The organism is Escherichia sp. WS1368, from assembly GCF_046487485.1.
Classification (GTDB): Bacteria; Pseudomonadota; Gammaproteobacteria; order Enterobacterales; family Enterobacteriaceae; genus Escherichia; species Escherichia coli.
Map to the genome: position 1 here is coordinate 32,124 of NZ_JBJQJI010000006.1, position 17,397 is coordinate 49,520.

At 50.7% G+C, this 17,397-nt stretch carries 19 protein-coding genes; 8 read left to right on the plus strand and 11 right to left on the minus strand.

The genetic code is table 11. The features are described 5' to 3' along the window. Positions 1-2 precede the first annotated feature (2 nt). From potG to ACJHYD_RS13400, 6 genes are all read right to left on the minus strand, one after another. On the minus strand, positions 3-1,136 hold the full coding sequence (potG, locus tag ACJHYD_RS13375; RefSeq protein WP_001550891.1) for a putrescine ABC transporter ATP-binding subunit PotG: 1,134 nt from the start codon (positions 1,134-1,136) through the stop codon (positions 3-5). 94 nt (positions 1,137-1,230) lie between these two features. Then, positions 1,231-2,343: a spermidine/putrescine ABC transporter substrate-binding protein PotF gene (gene potF / locus ACJHYD_RS13380; protein WP_000126069.1), complete on the minus strand. Its 1,113-nt coding sequence runs from the start codon at positions 2,341-2,343 to the stop codon at positions 1,231-1,233. A 350-nt stretch (positions 2,344-2,693) separates the two neighbouring features. Next, positions 2,694-3,170 (minus strand): YbjN domain-containing protein, encoded by a 477-nt coding sequence (locus ACJHYD_RS13385; protein WP_000203025.1) that lies wholly within the window; start codon positions 3,168-3,170, stop codon positions 2,694-2,696. An 87-nt stretch (positions 3,171-3,257) separates the two neighbouring features. Then, on the minus strand, positions 3,258-4,160 hold the full coding sequence (gene rimK, locus ACJHYD_RS13390; protein ID WP_000684321.1) for a 30S ribosomal protein S6--L-glutamate ligase: 903 nt from the start codon (positions 4,158-4,160) through the stop codon (positions 3,258-3,260). 60 nt (positions 4,161-4,220) lie between these two features. After that, complete coding sequence (nfsA, locus tag ACJHYD_RS13395; RefSeq protein ID WP_000189139.1) at positions 4,221-4,943, minus strand: nitroreductase NfsA; 723 nt, start codon at positions 4,941-4,943, stop codon at positions 4,221-4,223. Continuing rightward, positions 4,927-5,214 carry a DUF1418 family protein gene (locus ACJHYD_RS13400; RefSeq protein ID WP_001550889.1) on the minus strand — a complete coding sequence of 96 codons (288 nt, stop codon included), beginning with the start codon at positions 5,212-5,214 and terminating at the stop codon, positions 4,927-4,929. The genes nfsA and ACJHYD_RS13400 overlap by 17 nt, the downstream gene beginning before the upstream one ends. A 159-nt stretch (positions 5,215-5,373) precedes the next feature. Here ACJHYD_RS13400 and grxA point away from each other — a divergent pair, with 159 nt between their 5' ends. Continuing rightward, entirely contained in the window at positions 5,374-5,631 is a 258-nt protein-coding gene (gene grxA, locus ACJHYD_RS13405) for a glutaredoxin 1 (RefSeq protein WP_001195231.1), read from the plus strand. A 29-nt stretch (positions 5,632-5,660) separates the two neighbouring features. Here the strand turns inward: grxA and ACJHYD_RS13410 are convergent, their stop codons facing one another. After that, complete coding sequence (locus ACJHYD_RS13410) at positions 5,661-6,038, minus strand: inner membrane protein YbjM (RefSeq protein ID WP_000681108.1); 378 nt, start codon at positions 6,036-6,038, stop codon at positions 5,661-5,663. Positions 6,039-6,307: 269 nt separating this feature from the next. On the opposite strand from ACJHYD_RS13410, the gene ACJHYD_RS13415 reads away from it, so the two are divergent. Next, positions 6,308-7,993 carry an aspartate:alanine antiporter gene (locus tag ACJHYD_RS13415; RefSeq protein WP_001024876.1) on the plus strand — a complete coding sequence of 562 codons (1,686 nt, stop codon included), beginning with the start codon at positions 6,308-6,310 and terminating at the stop codon, positions 7,991-7,993. Between the two features lie 174 nt (positions 7,994-8,167). Here ACJHYD_RS13415 and rcdA read toward each other — a convergent pair whose 3' ends face one another. Then, positions 8,168-8,704, minus strand: coding sequence for a DNA-binding transcriptional regulator RcdA (gene rcdA / locus ACJHYD_RS13420; RefSeq protein WP_001295289.1), 537 nt, complete (start codon positions 8,702-8,704; stop codon positions 8,168-8,170). Positions 8,705-8,787: 83 nt separating this feature from the next. Between rcdA and ACJHYD_RS13425 the strand changes: the two genes are divergently transcribed. The 3 genes from ACJHYD_RS13425 to ybjH all read left to right on the plus strand — a co-directional run bounded on the left by ACJHYD_RS13425 (position 8,788) and on the right by ybjH (position 11,180). Then, positions 8,788-9,996 carry an MFS transporter gene (locus ACJHYD_RS13425; protein ID WP_000217859.1) on the plus strand — a complete coding sequence of 403 codons (1,209 nt, stop codon included), beginning with the start codon at positions 8,788-8,790 and terminating at the stop codon, positions 9,994-9,996. Then, positions 9,996-10,811 carry a 5-amino-6-(5-phospho-D-ribitylamino)uracil phosphatase gene (gene ybjI / locus ACJHYD_RS13430; protein WP_001305939.1) on the plus strand — a complete coding sequence of 272 codons (816 nt, stop codon included), beginning with the start codon at positions 9,996-9,998 and terminating at the stop codon, positions 10,809-10,811. Before ACJHYD_RS13425 ends, ybjI begins: the two co-directional genes overlap by 1 nt. A gap of 84 nt (positions 10,812-10,895) precedes the next feature. Beyond that, entirely contained in the window at positions 10,896-11,180 is a 285-nt protein-coding gene (ybjH, locus tag ACJHYD_RS13435; protein ID WP_000605480.1) for a protein YbjH, read from the plus strand. Between the two features lie 40 nt (positions 11,181-11,220). On the opposite strand, the gene mdfA is transcribed toward ybjH, so the two are convergent. Continuing rightward, entirely contained in the window at positions 11,221-12,453 is a 1,233-nt protein-coding gene (gene mdfA / locus ACJHYD_RS13440) for a multidrug efflux MFS transporter MdfA (protein WP_001316225.1), read from the minus strand. A 284-nt stretch (positions 12,454-12,737) separates the two neighbouring features. Between mdfA and ybjG the strand changes: the two genes are divergently transcribed. Next, complete coding sequence (gene ybjG / locus ACJHYD_RS13445; RefSeq protein ID WP_000892317.1) at positions 12,738-13,334, plus strand: undecaprenyl-diphosphate phosphatase; 597 nt, start codon at positions 12,738-12,740, stop codon at positions 13,332-13,334. A gap of 57 nt (positions 13,335-13,391) precedes the next feature. Continuing rightward, a complete protein-coding gene (deoR, locus tag ACJHYD_RS13450) occupies positions 13,392-14,150 on the plus strand; it encodes a DNA-binding transcriptional repressor DeoR (protein WP_000450121.1) in 759 nt (252 codons plus the stop codon). 46 nt (positions 14,151-14,196) lie between these two features. Here the strand turns inward: deoR and dacC are convergent, their stop codons facing one another. After that, on the minus strand, positions 14,197-15,399 hold the full coding sequence (gene dacC, locus ACJHYD_RS13455) for a serine-type D-Ala-D-Ala carboxypeptidase (protein ID WP_000195961.1): 1,203 nt from the start codon (positions 15,397-15,399) through the stop codon (positions 14,197-14,199). 246 nt (positions 15,400-15,645) lie between these two features. Here dacC and gstB point away from each other — a divergent pair, with 246 nt between their 5' ends. Then, the gene (gene gstB, locus ACJHYD_RS13460; RefSeq protein WP_001295292.1) at positions 15,646-16,272 is read left to right on the plus strand and encodes a glutathione S-transferase GstB; all 627 of its coding nucleotides are present in this window, start codon (positions 15,646-15,648) and stop codon (positions 16,270-16,272) included. On the opposite strand, the gene yliI is transcribed toward gstB, so the two are convergent. Continuing rightward, positions 16,269-17,384, minus strand: coding sequence for an aldose sugar dehydrogenase YliI (gene yliI / locus ACJHYD_RS13465; protein WP_000555051.1), 1,116 nt, complete (start codon positions 17,382-17,384; stop codon positions 16,269-16,271). The genes gstB and yliI overlap by 4 nt on opposite strands. Positions 17,385-17,397 lie beyond the last annotated feature (13 nt).

Genomic DNA, 17,397 nt, shown 5'->3' on the forward strand with positions numbered 1-17,397 from the left:
CCTTAAACCGTCAGCACCACACAGCTGTCCACTTCCCAGCACAAACGCACTTCATCGCCCCAGGTCGGTAACCCTTTACGATGACGATGGGCGTTTTGTAGCTGGGCGCTAATCATCTGCCCACTTTTCAGACGAACGTGATACACCGAAAGATCGCCGAGATAGGCAATGTGTATCACCTCCCCCACCGCGAAGTTACAACCATTGGCGGGCGGCTCTTCGCAAAGCATGATTTTTTCCGGACGCAGCGCTACGTGTACCGGCACGTTATCGACCACCGAAGCATCTACATCGACTTTCAGTGGATGCACCAGCCCCGGCGAATAAAGCACCAGACCATCTTCCTGGCGCTCTTTGAGTACACATTCAAAGACATTAACCGAGCCAATAAATTCGGCGCTGTAGCGGGTGGTCGGATGCTCATAGATCTCTTCCGGTTCGCCAATCTGGACAAATTTCCCACGATTCATAATGGCGATGCGCCCCGCCATGGTCATCGCCTCTTCCTGATCGTGGGTGACCATCACACAAGTCACACCGACACGCTCCAGAATATCCACCACTTCAAGCTGCATCCGGTCACGCAGCTTTTTATCCAGCGCGCCCATAGGCTCATCGAGCAGTAATAGTTTCGGGCGTTTGGCAAGGCTTCGGGCCAGGGCCACACGCTGTCGCTGACCACCGGAAAGCTGATGCGGTTTGCGTTTGGCGAACTCCTGCATATGCACCAGGCCGAGCATCTCATTGACCCGGCTGGCAATTTCCGCTTTCGGCAATTTGTCCTGTTTCAGGCCAAAAGCGATATTCTGTTCCACGGTCATATGCGGAAACAGCGCGTAAGACTGAAACATCATATTGATGGGGCGCAGGTAAGGCGGAACCTGTGACAAATCGACGCCATCGAGCATAATCTGCCCGGCAGAAGGTTGTTCGAAACCTGCCAGCATACGCAGCAGCGTGGACTTGCCACAGCCGGATGCGCCCAGCAGCGCGAAGATTTCGCCTTTATAGATGGTCAGGCTGACATCATCGACCGCATGCTGACCATCGTAGGATTTGGTGAGGTTGCGGATTTCTAATAGCGGCGTCAGCGCCTTACGGGTTTTCGCCTGCGGGCGAGGGATAGCGTCATTCACGGCAGCTCTCCGGCATTGAATGTGTGCAAGCGCACCATAATGGTGCGAATTGCCGGCGGGTGTGGTGCGCCCGTCCGGCATCTACGACTGCGGATTATTTTCCGCTCTTCACTTTGGTCCACGCGCGGGTGCGCACACGGTCGATTTTCGGATCCTGTACTTTCAGAGTGAACAGCTTCGCACGAACATCCGCAGGCGGGTAAATACCCGGGTTATCACGGACTTCCGCACTCACCAGCGGCGTAGCTGCTTTATTGGCGTTAGCATAGAACACATGGTCGGAAATATGCGCCACCACATCCGGGCGCAGCAGGTAATTCAGGAACTGATAGGCTTCGTCTTTATTTTTGGCATCCGCAGGCATGGCGAAGACATCAAAGAACGCCATCGCCCCTTCTTTCGGAATCGAGAACGAGACATTAACGCCATTCTTCGCTTCCTTCGCGCGGTTTGACGCCTGCCAGACATCGCCCGCCCAGCCAATAGCGACGCAGATATCGCCGTTTGCCAGGTCGTTAATGTATTGCGATGAATGGAAATAACGAATGTTCGGGCGCAGCTTTAACAGCAGATCGGTTGCCGGTCCGGTGTAATCATCTGCTTTAGTGCTGTTGGGATCTTTACCGAGATAATTCAGCACGGTAGCAAACACTTCTTCCGGTGCATCAAGGAAAGAGACGCCGCAGCTTTTCAGTTTTTCCAGATTTTCAGGCTTGAGGATCAAGTCCCAGCTATCGACGGGCGCGTTTTCGCCCAGCACCGCTTTAACTTTATCAACGTTATAGCCAATCCCGGTCGTCGCCCACATATAGGGCATAGCAAATTTATTATCCGGGTCGTGTTTGGCAACCAACTTCAGCAGTTCCGGGTCGAGATTCTTCCACTCCGGCAATTTACTTTTATCCAGCGGCTGGAAAACTCCCGCAGTCAACTGGCGTTCAAGAAAGCTTGCTGACGGCACCACCAGGTCAAAGCCGGTGCTACCCGCCATTAATTTGCCTTCCAGTACTTCGTTAGAGTCGAAAACATCGTAGACGACTTTAATACCGGTTTCTTTTTCAAAATTGGCCACCGTGTCCGGGGCGATATAATCAGACCAGTTATAAATGTGGAGTGTTTTTTGTTCAGCCGCGAGCGTGCCGACAGAGACGGCCATCAGAGCACCCGCAACCAGACCCGATAGCCATTTTTTATTTAAGGCGGTCATATCTCTTTCCTTCTGAAAGTTCGTTAACAAACGAACAAAAGTTGTCACACTGAAAGATATGCAATAAACGTGCATATTTTTTATCGGCGCGGTGTAAGAAAAGAGAACTCTCTCCCGGCCAGCACTGCTCGCTATATAAAAGCATCGCAAGAATAACTTTAGCCAGGGTTTGAGACTATAGCTCGGATTAAAAAACGGTATTTAACAAATTTTTATGCGTATTTGCTCTATGTGATAAAGCCAAATCGGCACAAGAGAAGTGAAATAATCTTTAAGAAAAGGTTAAAAACAGCAGATAATTTTGCAGCACGCAGTCACTGCGGCAGCGACTGCGTACTCGAAAGGAGTTATCAGTGGAGGAAATAGTTTTCGGTAACGTTGTTTTGCCCTTCATCGTCAGTCGGTAACAGCAGTTGATGGGCATTAGCTTCAAGAATGACCATCGAAATCTGCTCTTCGCTCTGACGCACGAACCATGCAAACTGCTCATAGGTTACGCCCTGCATAACGGATAAAGACTGGCAAACCACCAGCTTTGGCAGATTATCATCCTGCATATCAAGAAATGCTTTCACGGTCAGCGAACTGGCATTGATGGCAGATAAATCTGCCGCCAGGGGCAATACGGCTGAAGGTCGGACTTCCGCCATGGCAGAAAACAGGATCGTGTTATCGATCAGATCGATTTTGGCATCAAAGACACCGTCGAAATTCTGCATATGGGGCAGATGCAGAGCCTGACAGTTATCACATTCAAAAAAACTCATCCCCAGGTCATCGAGCCATTGACGCAGCGTATCCAGACCAGGAACGACCAGCGATGTCATAATTTTGTACAACCTCTTTCGATAAAAAGACCGGCACAGCTTACGCAAAAAGCGCAGGCAAAACCATGATCAGTAATGTGATTGCGACTAACCACCCGTTTTCAGGCAATATTCTGTCGTAGCGTGGCGTTCGATCCAGCGGATCATTTTACCCGCGATGTCGATACCGGTGGTTTTTTCTATTCCTTCCAGCCCCGGCGACGCATTCACTTCCATCACCAACGGCCCGCGATTAGCACGCAGAATATCCACACCAGCAACGTCCAGCGCCATCGTTCGCGCGGCTTTTATCGCGATTTCACGCTCCTGTGGTGTGATACTGGCGACGCTTGCCGCGCCGCCACGATGCAAATTGGAACGAAAATCGCCCTCTTTCGCCCGCCGTTCAATCGCAGCGACCACTTCATCGCCAACAACCAGACAGCGGATATCGCACCCTTGCGCCTCTTTGATATATTCCTGCACCAGAATATGCGCGTTCAGACCGCGGAAAGCGTCAATCACGCTTTCGGCCGCCTGACGCGTCTCCGCCAGCACGACGCCAATTCCCTGCGTGCCTTCAACCAACTTGACCACCAGCGGCGCACCACCGACCATGTCGATTAAATCGCTGGTATCATCCGGCGAATGCGCAATGCCCGTGACAGGCAGGTCGATGCCCTGACGCGCCAGCAGTTGCATGGAACGCAATTTGTCACGCGCCCGGGCAATGGCGACCGACTCATTGAGCGGATAGCTCCCCAGCATCTCGAACTGGCGCAGTGCCGCCGTCCCATAAAAGGTAATGGCGGTGCCAATACGCGGGATCACTGCGTCAAAATGGGGTAACTTGCGGCCTTTGTAGTGAATAGAAGACGCCGCAGGATTTATGTTCATGTAGCAAGAAAGCGGATCAAGAATTTCAACCAGGTGACCGCGCTGTATAGCGGCTTCACGCAGCCGCTTACACGAATAGAGCGTTCCATCCCGGGACAATATGGCAATTTTCACCCTGCACCTCTCTGTCAGACCTGGTCAAAAGCCCGCGTATCATACATCGGCGTGGCGGTTTTAGCGCGTAGCCCAACCCTGTTTGTGCAAATAATCCAGTATAAATGGGCGGCTTTCTTTAATGATTGTTCGGCGGATATGATCGCTCCAGGTATCCCGGCGATTATTGCTGCCACGGGTGAGGTAATATTCCGCCAGTTGTTCGTCATACTGCGCCAGTGCGTCTTTATCCAGCGGTTGATAGTTGTTTTCATGCACCAAAATGGAGGCCGGTAAACGCGGCTTAAGATCCGGATTATCCGCAGGCCAGCCAAGGCACAGCCCAAACAGCGGCAGAACATGCTGCGGTAATTTCAGCAGTTCCGTCACCGCTTCAATATTATTGCGCAGGCCGCCGATATATACCCCGCCCAATCCCAGCGATTCCGCTGCGGTTAACGCATTCTGCGCCATCATTGCCGTATCAACGACACCGAGCAGCAATTGTTCCGCCAGGCCGAGCTGAGCATCCGGACAGATCTGTAAATGGCGGTTAAAGTCGGCACAGAACACCCAGAACTCCGCCGCTTGCGCTACGTGTTTTTGCCCGCCGGTCAGCGTCACCAGTTCATCACGTAACGCTTTGTCGGTAATGCGAATAATGCTACTGCACTGCAAAAAACTGGAACTGGACGTCGCACGGGCGCTGTTAATAATCGCCTCACGCTGCGCTTCGGAAATGGGTTCATCAGTGAAATGGCGAATGGAGCGATGGCCACAAATAAGTTCAATGGTTGGCGTCATTATCTTTTTCTCTTTCTGAACGTGAATATTGCGGTGGACGGTTCATCAGCTGTGGGGCAAGACGTTTTGCCACCTGAAGAATAACCACCACCGCTGTGGGAAGCATGAGCAAAACACCGAGAAAAATCATCAGAATCTGCACTTCTGGCCGAGAAAATGGCTCAGGCAGCGACAGGGAGCCGCTTACCGACAGCAGCGCCACCGCCAGCAACATCATTCCGATAAATTCCAGTATCAACACGCTTTTAGGCAATTTACCGATCGCGCGCATACGCTTCCCTCTGCAAAGTGAGCCTTCAGTCTAAAACTTTTCACTGTATTGTGTTTAACAGTTATAGCTTTTAGCAATTAATGCAACAGGTTAAACCTACTTTCAGCGAATACATTTTAGCGTGATCATTACAGGCATAAATCTATGAGGAGAGAAATAATGCAAACCGTTATTTTTGGTCGTCCGGGTTGCCCTTACTGTGTGCGTGCAAAAGATCTGGCTGAGAAATTGAGCAATGAACGCGATGATTTTCAGTATCAGTATGTTGATATTCGTGCGGAAGGGATCACTAAAGAAGATCTACAACAAAAGGCAGGTAAACCCGTAGAAACCGTGCCGCAGATTTTTGTCGATCAGCAACATATCGGCGGCTATACCGATTTTGCTGCATGGGTGAAAGAGAATCTGGACGCCTGATCGTCTGACAAGCCCTCGCGTTGAGGGCTTTATTGATTTTTTCTGTGCTGTGGTTTAAACAAACTACTGATAAATAAGAAACACAGTGCCCCCAGCGCACACCAGAACACCGCACTTAATAACCATGCCAGCTCTTGCCAGAATGAGCGCGTCGGTGAAAAAAACAGCCGCATAATAAGCATTGAACAGGGTGCCGCCAGCATTGCGCCAAACAGAGGTTTCAGGACTTCTCTACGCTGTGAAAAGAAGCTGGCAACTGCTCCAGGAAGAATGAAAAACAGCAAGCCGATTTCAGGATGCCCGGCAGCCCGAAAAGCGCCTTTCATATGCGTCGCCAGAAAAAGGCACACCACAATGAAGAGGACAAAACAGCAGATTGCCCCCGCCCAACGTTGTTTATGTTTCACTCGTTCCTCCTGACACTGCGTCTATCGAACACATTTTTCGCCAGTGTGGCGTTCAGTAAGATAAAGCCGCTTCGCATTCCATGCTAATATAGGCCAACGCAATTCATATAGCCGTTGATACCTAATGTGATTACACTAGTAAAATATATTGTTACTTTACTATCGTTTAGGTGCGCTGAATGAATCTGCGCCCTGAATTCTGGTAAAAAACATTATCGTAAATTACCATTTCTTTCAACAGCTTACTAGTAAACAAGAAGTTAGCCTCCGTGAATATAAACGTCGCCGAATTGTTAAATGGGAATTACATTCTGTTATTATTTGTGGTCCTCGCGCTTGGGCTATGTCTCGGGAAATTACGACTTGGTTCGATCCAACTGGGTAATTCCATTGGCGTTTTAGTCGTATCGCTGTTATTAGGCCAACAACATTTCAGCATTAACACCGACGCGCTTAATCTTGGCTTTATGCTGTTTATTTTCTGCGTCGGGGTCGAAGCCGGACCGAACTTTTTTTCCATTTTTTTTCGCGATGGGAAAAATTACCTAATGTTAGCACTGGTGATGGTTGGCAGTGCGCTGGTGATCGCCTTAGGGTTAGGTAAGCTGTTTGGCTGGGATATTGGCCTGACGGCCGGTATGTTAGCAGGCTCTATGACGTCGACACCGGTTCTGGTCGGTGCTGGCGATACACTGCGTCATTCCGGCATGGAAAGCAGGCAGCTCTCACTGGCACTGGATAATCTGAGCCTCGGGTATGCCTTAACCTATTTAATCGGTCTGGTGAGTTTGATTGTTGGTGCGCGTTACTTGCCGAAATTGCAGCATCAGGACTTACAGACCAGCGCCCAGCAAATCGCCCGCGAACGTGGCCTGGACACAGATGCCAACCGTAAGGTTTATTTGCCGGTGATCCGCGCCTACCGCGTCGGCCCGGAGCTGGTAGCCTGGACCGACGGCAAAAATCTGCGTGAACTGGGTATTTATCGACAAACCGGCTGCTACATTGAACGTATTCGGCGTAACGGGATTCTGGCAAATCCAGACGGTGATGCCGTACTACAAATGGGCGATGAAATAGCGTTGGTAGGCTATCCTGACGCCCACGCCCGACTCGATCCCAGTTTCCGTAATGGCAAAGAAGTTTTCGATCGTGACCTTCTCGACATGCGTATCGTCACTGAAGAAGTGGTCGTTAAAAACCATAACGCTGTTGGCAAACGCCTGGCACAACTGAAGTTGACCGATCACGGTTGCTTCCTTAACCGCGTCATTCGTAGCCAGATTGAGATGCCGATTGATGACAACGTCGTGCTTAACAAAGGTGACGTTTTACAAGTCAGCGGCGATGCCCGCCGGGTAAAAACCATCGCCGATCGCATCGGCTTTATCTCGATTCACAGCCAGGTCACTGACTTGCTGGCATTCTGCGCCTTCTTTGTTATTGGGCTGATGATCGGGATGATCACCTTCCAGTTCAGCACATTCAGTTTCGGCATGGGGAACGCTGCCGGGTTGTTATTCGCCGGAATTATGCTGGGCTTTATGCGTGCTAACCACCCGACCTTCGGTTACATTCCGCAGGGTGCATTAAGCATGGTGAAGGAGTTCGGCTTGATGGTGTTTATGGCAGGCGTTGGTCTGAGCGCTGGTAGCGGTATTAATAACGGCCTGGGCGCGATTGGCGGTCAGATGTTGATTGCCGGATTGATTGTCAGTCTGGTGCCAGTGGTTATCTGCTTCTTGTTCGGGGCTTATGTATTGCGAATGAACCGCGCACTGTTGTTCGGCGCAATGATGGGCGCACGCACCTGCGCGCCGGCAATGGAGATCATCAGTGATACAGCTCGCAGTAATATCCCGGCGCTGGGCTATGCGGGCACTTACGCAATCGCCAACGTCCTGCTGACGCTGGCAGGGACAATCATCGTCATGGTATGGCCAGGATTAGGATAAAACTGAAGTTGCCCTGAAAATGAAATTTTTTTGCACAACCGCAGAACTTTTCCGCAGGGCATCAGTCTTAATTAGTGCCACTGCTTTTCTTTGATGTCCCCATTTTGTGGAGCCCATCAACCCCGCCATTTTGGTTCAAGGTTGGTGGGTTTTTTGTTGCCTAAAATTTATCTACTACCCTGCAACCCTCTCAACCATCCTCAAAATCTCCTCGCGCGATAGCGGCTTACGGTCGGTGACAAAATGCAGCGTCATCCCCTCAATAAACGCATCAAGCGCGCGGGCGGTTCCGGGTTCAAACCATTGTTCGAGCGTTTGCTGACTGCGCTGCATCCAGTTTTGCATTACCGTTTTTAATAGCGGTTTTCGGCTAGCCAGCGCGTAGAGCTGGTACATCAGCTCCATATTATCCGGCGTTGCAACCTGTGAGCTGTAGATCATATCGGTGATAGCCTGGCATGCGCCCGGAGCATCACTAACATCGCTAAAAAATGCCTGATATTGCCGGGACATGATCTCAGTAAAACTGCTGAACGCCTCCAGCAACAACTCATCAATTCCTGAAAAATAGTAGGTCATCGACCCCAACGGTACCCCGGCAAGGGTAGCAATTTTGCGGTGCGTAACAGCATGTATTCCGTAAAGTTTCACCGCCTCCAGCGTGGCCTGGATAATTTTTTCTCGCCGTTGCGGATCGTTAGCGCGACGCATGTCATTTCCTCTCTCTGCAATTGTGTACAAATGTACACAACCTTGCTAATGTTGTCTTCCCTCTTCTTATTTTGACGTGATCTATGACCGTAAATTCTTCACGTAATGCATTGAAACGCCGAACCTGGGCGCTGTTTATGTTCTTCTTTTTGCCGGGCCTGTTAATGGCGTCCTGGGCAACCCGTACGCCTGCTATCCGCGATATTCTTTCTGTTTCGATCGCTGAAATGGGCGGAGTCCTCTTTGGTCTGTCGATCGGTTCAATGAGCGGTATTCTCTGCTCGGCGTGGTTAGTGAAACGCTTTGGGACGCGTAATGTCATCTTGGTCACGATGTCCTGCGCATTGATCGGGATGATGATACTAAGTCTGGCACTCTGGCTGACATCGCCCCTGCTCTTCGCGGTTGGTCTCGGCGTCTTTGGGGCAAGTTTTGGTTCTGCGGAAGTGGCGATAAACGTTGAAGGTGCTGCCGTTGAGCGAGAAATGAATAAGACGGTTTTGCCGATGATGCACGGTTTTTATAGCCTGGGCACGCTGGCAGGCGCTGGTGTCGGGATGGCACTAACGGCCTTTGGCGTTCCGGCAACGGTGCACATTTTATTGGCGGCGCTGGTAGGCATCGCGCCTATTTATATCGCCATTCAGGCAATCCCTGATGGTACGGGCAAAAATGCTGCCGATGGCACCCAGCATGGTGAAAAAGGCGTACCTTTTTATCGCGATATCCAGTTGCTACTGATTGGTGTTGTGGTGCTGGCGATGGCCTTTGCCGAAGGTTCTGCCAACGACTGGTTACCCTTATTAATGGTTGACGGTCACGGTTTTAGCCCTACTTCCGGCTCGCTGATTTATGCCGGTTTTACCCTGGGGATGACCGTTGGACGCTTCACTGGCGGTTGGTTCATCGACCGTTACAGTCGCGTTGCCGTGGTTCGGGCCAGTGCACTAATGGGGGCGTTAGGTATTGGGCTGATTATTTTTGTCGATAGCGCCTGGGTCGCTGGGGTGTCTGTTGTACTCTGGGGACTGGGTGCCTCGCTGGGCTTCCCACTGACCATTTCTGCCGCCAGCGATACCGGCCCCGATGCACCAACCCGCGTCAGTGTGGTAGCAACGACCGGTTATCTGGCTTTCCTCGTCGGGCCGCCGCTGCTGGGCTATCTCGGCGAACATTATGGATTACGTAGTGCAATGCTGGTTGTACTGGCGCTGGTTATTCTCGCGGCTATTGTCGCGAAAGCCGTCGCCAAACCCGATACCAAAACGCAGACGGCGATGGAGAATAGTTGATGAGCATTAAATTAATTGCGGTAGACATGGATGGTACTTTCTTAAGCGATCAAAAAACCTATAACCGTGAGCGGTTTATGGCTCAGTATCAGCAAATGAAAGCACAAGGCATTCGCTTTGTGGTCGCCAGCGGGAATCAATATTATCAGTTGATCTCTTTCTTCCCTGAAATTGCTAATGAAATTGCCTTTGTGGCTGAAAACGGCGGCTGGGTAGTGAGCGAAGGCAAAGATGTTTTTAATGGCGAGCTGTCGAAGGATGCGTTTGCTACTGTCGTGGAACATTTGCTGACGCGCCCGGAAGTGGAAATTATTGCCTGCGGAAAAAATAGCGCCTATACCCTCAAAAAATATGACGATGCCATGAAAACGGTGGCGGAAATGTATTATCACCGTCTGGAATACGTCGATAACTTTGACAACTTAGAAGATATCTTCTTTAAGTTTGGTCTGAATCTTTCCGATGAACTGATTCCACAAGTACAAAAAGCATTACATGAGGCCATCGGCGATATTATGGTGCCGGTCCACACCGGCAACGGCAGCATAGATCTGATTATCCCCGGCGTACATAAAGCCAATGGCCTTCGCCAACTGCAGAAATTATGGGGAATAGACGACAGCGAAGTAGTGGTCTTTGGCGATGGCGGTAACGATATTGAGATGCTGCGTCAGGCAGGCTTTAGTTTTGCAATGGAAAATGCCGGCAGCGCGGTCGTCGCAGCGGCAAAATACCGGGCAGGCTCCAATAACCGTGAAGGCGTACTGGATGTGATCGATAAAGTGCTTAAACACGAAGCGCCATTTAACCAATAAAACGGCAGCACGCCCGGCAACACAATGCCTGAATGAAGATTGCATAATTCGCGGAAATTAACCCGCTGCATTATTTCAGGCGAAATGATTATGAAAAATTGTCTACTGTTGGGCGCGCTTTTAATGGGCTTTACTGGTGTGGCGATGGCGCAAAGTGTCACCGTCGATGTGCCGAGTGGATACAAAGTGGTTGTGGTTCCTGATTCAGTCAGCGTTCCACAAGCGGTCAGCGTCGCGACTGTGCCGCAAACCGTCTATGTGGCTCCTGCGCCAGCTCCGGCTTACCGCCCGCATCCTTATGTTCGCCATCTTGCCAGCGTAGGTGAAGGGATGGTTATCGAACACCAGATTGACGACCATCACCATTAATTCGAGAATGCCTGATCGCACAAAGCAATCAGGCATTTTTTTACCCTTCGTGCGAATTTCCCATCTGTTTATCTTTTAAAAAGATAACCATCAGCAACAGCCACAAAATTCCGTTGACAAGGTTGAAGAGATTAAACAGTCCGTTGCCCCCGTTCAGCCAGGCATGTTTGCTGATTTCAATACCGACGGTAAAGATCAGCATTTGCAGCATCCCCATCGCCGCAGAAACCGTACCTTTACTCATATCGCTGGCAAACAGAGTTAATCGCACCAGTCCCGCATTCGCCAGACCAATACCGAAAGCATAAATACTTAACCCGGCGGTCATCCATAAATACGCGTGCGATGAGATAACCGTTGCCGCAGCAGCGACAAACAGACCAATCATAATCGGCCAGCCGCCCATAATAATCAGCGAACGTACGGTGCGGCGCGAGGTCAGACGCGCTAGCAGCAAGTTACCCGCAATTAACGCCCCGAAAATAGGCACTTGCAGCAAGCCATATTCATAGCTGCTCAACTGCTCACCGGTAATGATGATAATCGGCGACTGGGCGATCCACGCCAGCAACGGCAGGCTAACGAATCCCAGCGCCAGCGCCCCCGCCACAAAGCGACCGTTCTTCAGCACCAGCTTATAGTCACGACCGAGTTCTTTCAGCGACAGTTTCTCGCCTATACGCGTGGCGGTTTCAGGCATGGCTCGTTGCAGACCGAAAAAGGAGATCGCTGCCAATGCGGCAAACAAAACAAACATCCCCTCCCAGGGCAGCACATGGATCCACGCCGCGCCCACCAGCGGACCAAGTAGTGGAGCAATCAGCGCCACGTTCGCCATTAGCGCGGTGATCTTGATACAAACCGCCTCTTCGAAGGATTCCTGAATTGCGGCATATCCCACAGCGCCAATGAAACAGAGGCTTATGCCCTGCAAGAAGCGCAACAGGGTGAATTGTTCAATGTTTTGCGCCAGTAATATTGCCAGACAGGTGACGATAAACCACACCACTCCCGCCAGCATCACCGGACGGCGGCCAATACGATCCGACAGTGGCCCCAGGAGCCATTGTAAAAACATCCCGCCCGCCAGATACGCAGTCATCGAAGTAGGAACCCAATCAATGCCCGCCTGATATTGTTCCACCACGGCCAACATACCGGGTTGAATCATATCGTTGCCGATATAGGTTGAAAATTCGTAAAGCACCAGACAGAGAGGGAAAAGTAACGCCTGACGTCCAAGCCTGGCACCGGAAGCTAATTTATTTTGCATGCAATTTCTTCGCCAATAATAATCGCGCAAAGTTTAATAAAAGCGCAGCTAACGAGAAAGCGAATTTTGTAGCTGAAACCACGGTTAAGCACATTCTTACATTATCGCGAGTATAGCTACGCTTTCTTTAAGTTTTATTTAACCTATGCCCGTTACAATCACCCACCGTAAACAGGCCGCTTGAGGGAAATAAGACGATGCCGCTTTACCCAGTTTAACCTGCACTTTATTCTCAACGACTTGCCTGTATTGGCTCCCTTTTAATCACTTTGCGTCGGGAAGTTATGCTGGAAAATTTGAATCTCTCTCTATTCTCTCTCATTAACGCGACGCCAGACTCTGCGCCGTGGATGATCTCGTTGGCGATTTTTATTGCTAAAGATTTGATTACCGTGGTGCCGCTGCTGGCTGCGGTACTTTGGCTGTGGGGGCTTACAGCACAACGGCAACTGGTGATAAAAATCGCTATCGCGCTGGCGGTCAGCCTGTTTGTGTCCTGGACGATGGGGCATCTTTTTCCGCACGACCGACCCTTTGTCGAAAATATCGGCTATAACTTCCTGCATCATGCGGCGGATGACTCATTCCCGAGCGATCACGGTACGGTGATTTTCACCTTTGCACTGGCATTTTTATGCTGGCATCGCCTGTGGTCCGGCTCACTTTTAATGGTGCTGGCCGTCGTCATTGCCTGGTCGCGCGTTTATCTTGGCGTCCACTGGCCGCTGGATATGCTCGGTGGATTGCTGGCAGGTATGATTGGCTGCCTTAGCGCCCAGATTATCTGGCAAGCGATGGGGCATAAACTCTATCAACGTCTGCAATCGTGGTATCGCTTCTGTTTTGCATTACCGATCCGCAAAGGCTGGGTGCGTGACTGATCTCTGCTAAAAAGTGTAGTATTGAGCGGCTCGCTTCAATAACTATTCAGAGGGATTATGGAAACACGTCGCGAAGAGCGTATCGGGCAGCTGCTGCAAGAATTAAAACGCAGCGATAAGTTACATCTTAAAGACGCCGCCGCCCTGCTTGGGGTTTCGGAGATGACGATTCGTCGCGATCTGAACAACCACAGTGCGCCCGTCGTTTTGCTCGGCGGCTATATTGTTCTGGAACCGCGCAGCGCCAGCCATTACCTGTTAAGCGATCAAAAATCCCGCCTGGTGGAAGAAAAACGCCGGGCGGCAAAACTGGCTGCGACGCTGGTAGAACCCGATCAGACCCTCTTTTTTGACTGTGGCACCACCACACCGTGGATTATTGAAGCGATTGATAATGAAATCCCTTTCACCGCCGTTTGTTATTCGCTAAATACCTTTCTGGCACTGAAAGAGAAACCCCATTGCCGCGCGTTTCTTTGCGGTGGTGAATTTCACGCCAGCAACGCCATTTTCAAACCCATCGATTTTCAGCAAACGCTGAATAATTTTTGCCCGGATATCGCTTTTTATTCCGCTGCGGGCGTGCATGTCAGTAAAGGCGCTACCTGCTTTAATCTTGAAGAGTTGCCGGTAAAACACTGGGCCATGTCGATGGCGCAAAAGCATGTGCTGGTTGTCGACCACAGTAAATTTGGCAAGGTGCGTCCGGCGCGCATGGGTGACCTGAAACGCTTTGATATTGTTGTGAGCGATTGTTGCCCGGAAGATGAGTATGTGAAGTACGCGCAGACGCAGCGTATTAAGTTGATGTATTAACAACTAATAACCGGATGACGTTTCGCGCCATCCGGCTATCAGAAGATTAAGAGAACCAGCTGCCGAACCACTGATGGAATTTCATCATCACGAAATCCCACATCCGACCAAAGAATCCGCCCTCTTCCACATTTTCCATCACGATCAGCGGACGCTGCTCAATGGATTTACCGTTAAGCTGGAAATCAATGGTGCCAACAACCTGACCTTTTTTCAGCGGTGCGGTAAGCTGCGGTTCCGTTAACGTGTAGCTCGCTTTCAGGTTTTTCAGCTGCCCACGCGGTATGGTCACTGAGCCCGCTTCGCCTGCCCCGAGATTCACTTCGCTCTTATCACCAAACCAGACGCGCTGAGTCACAAAGGTGGCATCAGGTTTAATTGGCGTCACGGTTTCAAAGAAGCGGAAACCCCAGGTCAATAATTTCTCAGACTCATTAAAACGGATACGGTCAGTTTTCGCACCCAGTACTACGGAGATCAAACGCATATCGCCCTGGGTAGCCGAAGCAACCAGATTATATCCCGCGCCTGCCGTGGTTCCTGTCTTCATGCCATCAACATTCAGATTGCTGCTCCATAGCAGACGGTTACGGTTAGGCTGTCGAATTTTGTTGAAGGTGAACTCTTTCTCTTTATGAATGGCGTACTCTTCCGGCACATCGTGGATTAATGCTTTACCCAGCAATGCCATATCGCGCGCGGTACTGAACTGCCCCGGCGCATCCAGACCGTGCACCGTCTGGAAGGTAGTGTTGGTCAGACCCAATTTTTTGGCATAACCATTCATCAGACCAATAAATGACTCCTGGCTCCCGGCAACGTAATCGGCCAGCGCAATACAGGCGTCATTACCGGACTGGATAATCACACCTTTGTTCAGGTCTGCCACCGAAACCTGATCGCCCGGTTTAAGGAACATTACCGATGAACCACGCAGTGCCGGATTTCCCGTCGCCCAGGCATCTTTACCGACCGTCACCATATCGGTGAGTTTAATCTTATCGGCCTTAAGCGCCTGCCCAACCACATAGCTGGTCATGATTTTAGTCAGGCTCGCGGGGTCCAGTTTTTCATCCGCATTGCCTTCTGCCAGCACTTTACCGCTGGCGTAATCCATTAAAATCCATGCACGCGCATCCACGCTCGGCGCTTCAACGGTTTGTTCCGCCGCGAATGCCGTTGGGGCAAAAAGGAATAAAAATGCAGAACCCGCTGCAAGACCACGAAGGAGAGAGGAGTATTGCGTCATAAATGCCACCCGAGTATCCATTCAAAAAAAATACGTTATATCGCCGTATGATAAGTTCGGTGATTAATAACGCACACACAAACTTAAAGAAACCGTAAGTTGGTAAAGTTTTTAAAGTTTATGCAATATCCTGCCGCTTCGCTGCTTCTGGTGTCATTTTTTTGCCAGCTGTTGCTTAAAAGTTAACTTTACTTCACCATCGGAGTCCTGTTCAGCCTGTGGCTGCCTGTCGGAAAAGGGGTGAGTATGATTACGCTGTGGGGTCGGAATAATTCAACCAACGTAAAAAAAGTATTGCTGACGCTCGAAGAACTGGAACTACCTTATGAGCAAATTCTCGCGGGCCGTGAGTTTGGGATAAATCACGATGCTGATTTTCTGGCGATGAACCCTAACGGGCTGGTGCCGTTGTTACGCGACGACGAAAGTGATCTCATTCTTTGGGAATCAAACGCCATTGTCCGCTATCTGGCGGCACAGTACGGGCAAAAACGCCTGTGGATCGACTCACCGGCACGTCGTGCGGAAGCAGAAAAATGGATGGACTGGGCAAACCAGACGCTCAGTAATGCTCATCGCGGGATCCTGATGGGATTAGTCAGAACACCACCGGAAGAGCGCGATCAGGCCGCCATTGATGCCAGTTGTAAAGAGTGCGACGCCCTGTTTGCCCTGCTCGATGCGGAACTGGCAAAAGTAAAATGGTTCTCTGGCGACGAGTTTGGTGTGGGCGATATCGCTATCGCTCCGTTCATCTACAATTTGTTTAACGTTGGCCTGACCTGGACACCGCGTCCAAATCTGCAACGCTGGTATCAGCAACTCACTGAACGCCCCGCAGTGCGCAAAGTGGTGATGATTCCCGTTAGCTAATTGCGTGGGCTAACTTTAAGTAATTCCCCACTGGACTCGTCGGTGAGAACGTATAAATAACCGTCGGGTCCAGTGCGAACATCACGAATTCGCTGCCCTCTGTCCGTTAAAATACGGCCATCTTCTGTCACTTTGTCGCCGTTGACGCTCATCACAATGACATCTTTATCTTTCAGCGCGCCAATAAATAATTTTTGCTGCCACTGGGGGAATTTATCGCTGTTATAGAAGGCCATGCCGCTCACGGCGGGCGAATCTTTCCAGTAAAAAACAGGTTGCTCGGTCCCGGCGACGATCTCCCCTTTCGCTTCCGGTATCTTAAAGCCTGAATAGTTGATTCCCCAGGTTGCCAGCGGCCAGCCGTAGTTTTTGCCTTTTTGCGGGATATTAATTTCATCGCCACCGCGCGGGCCATGTTCATTCAGCCATAGTGCATTACTCCACGGATTCATCGCCATTCCTTGCGGATTACGAATGCCATAAGACCAGATCTCGGCGCGCGCACCGGATTCCTTTATAAAAGGATTATCATCCGGGATTTCGCCCTGGTCGGTCAGACGCACCAGTTTGCCCTGTAATTTATTCAGATCCTGCGCCGTCGGGCGCTGATTGTTTTCGCCCAGAGCAATAAAAAGATAACCTTTACCGTCGAATACCAGCCGCCCGCCAAAATGGTTGCCGGTAGACAGTTTTGGCATCTGGCGAAAGACGGTGCGGAAGTCGGTCACCTTTGAGAGATCATCACTTAAGCGGCCATAACCCACAGCAGTTCCGGCTTTGCCATCATCGCCAACTTCGGAATAACTTAACCAGATGCGGCGAGACTGAGCAAAATCAGGCGCTAAAACCACATCCAGCAGGCCACCCTGCCCGTGCGCCCAAACTTCCGGCACTCCGGAAAGCGGCGCAGATAATCCTTTTCCTGCTTGCCAGTGACGCAACTCGCCGCCGCGCAGAGTGATTAACATACCGTGATTGTCGGGTAAAAAGGCCAGCGCCCAGGGATGGTCGAGTTTGTCCTGCAGTACTTCGACATTTACCGTTGCAGGAGCCGCCCAGAGAGCGGAAGAAAGACAAATAAGGGGCACAAGGAAAAAGGATTGTCGATGCATAACGCCTCCGGAT

Bases quoted from the DNA above. Each gene is read 5' to 3' on its own strand.
- gstB (WP_001295292.1), top strand. From the start codon at position 15,646: ATGATTACGCTGTGGGGTCGGAATAATTCAACCAACGTAAAAAAAGTA.
- nfsA (WP_000189139.1), bottom strand. From the start codon at position 4,943: ATGACGCCAACCATTGAACTTATTTGTGGCCATCGCTCCATTCGCCAT.
- yliI (WP_000555051.1), bottom strand. From the start codon at position 17,384: ATGCATCGACAATCCTTTTTCCTTGTGCCCCTTATTTGTCTTTCTTCC.
- ybjH (WP_000605480.1), top strand. From the start codon at position 10,896: ATGATTATGAAAAATTGTCTACTGTTGGGCGCGCTTTTAATGGGCTTT.
- deoR (WP_000450121.1), top strand. From the start codon at position 13,392: ATGGAAACACGTCGCGAAGAGCGTATCGGGCAGCTGCTGCAAGAATTA.
- ybjI (WP_001305939.1), top strand. From the start codon at position 9,996: ATGAGCATTAAATTAATTGCGGTAGACATGGATGGTACTTTCTTAAGC.
- mdfA (WP_001316225.1), bottom strand. From the start codon at position 12,453: ATGCAAAATAAATTAGCTTCCGGTGCCAGGCTTGGACGTCAGGCGTTA.
- ybjG (WP_000892317.1), top strand. From the start codon at position 12,738: ATGCTGGAAAATTTGAATCTCTCTCTATTCTCTCTCATTAACGCGACG.
- rcdA (WP_001295289.1), bottom strand. From the start codon at position 8,704: ATGCGTCGCGCTAACGATCCGCAACGGCGAGAAAAAATTATCCAGGCC.
- ACJHYD_RS13385 (WP_000203025.1), bottom strand. From the start codon at position 3,170: ATGACATCGCTGGTCGTTCCTGGTCTGGATACGCTGCGTCAATGGCTC.
- grxA (WP_001195231.1), top strand. From the start codon at position 5,374: ATGCAAACCGTTATTTTTGGTCGTCCGGGTTGCCCTTACTGTGTGCGT.
- dacC (WP_000195961.1), bottom strand. From the start codon at position 15,399: ATGACGCAATACTCCTCTCTCCTTCGTGGTCTTGCAGCGGGTTCTGCA.
- ACJHYD_RS13425 (WP_000217859.1), top strand. From the start codon at position 8,788: ATGACCGTAAATTCTTCACGTAATGCATTGAAACGCCGAACCTGGGCG.
- potF (WP_000126069.1), bottom strand. From the start codon at position 2,343: ATGACCGCCTTAAATAAAAAATGGCTATCGGGTCTGGTTGCGGGTGCT.
- ACJHYD_RS13400 (WP_001550889.1), bottom strand. From the start codon at position 5,214: ATGCGCGCGATCGGTAAATTGCCTAAAAGCGTGTTGATACTGGAATTT.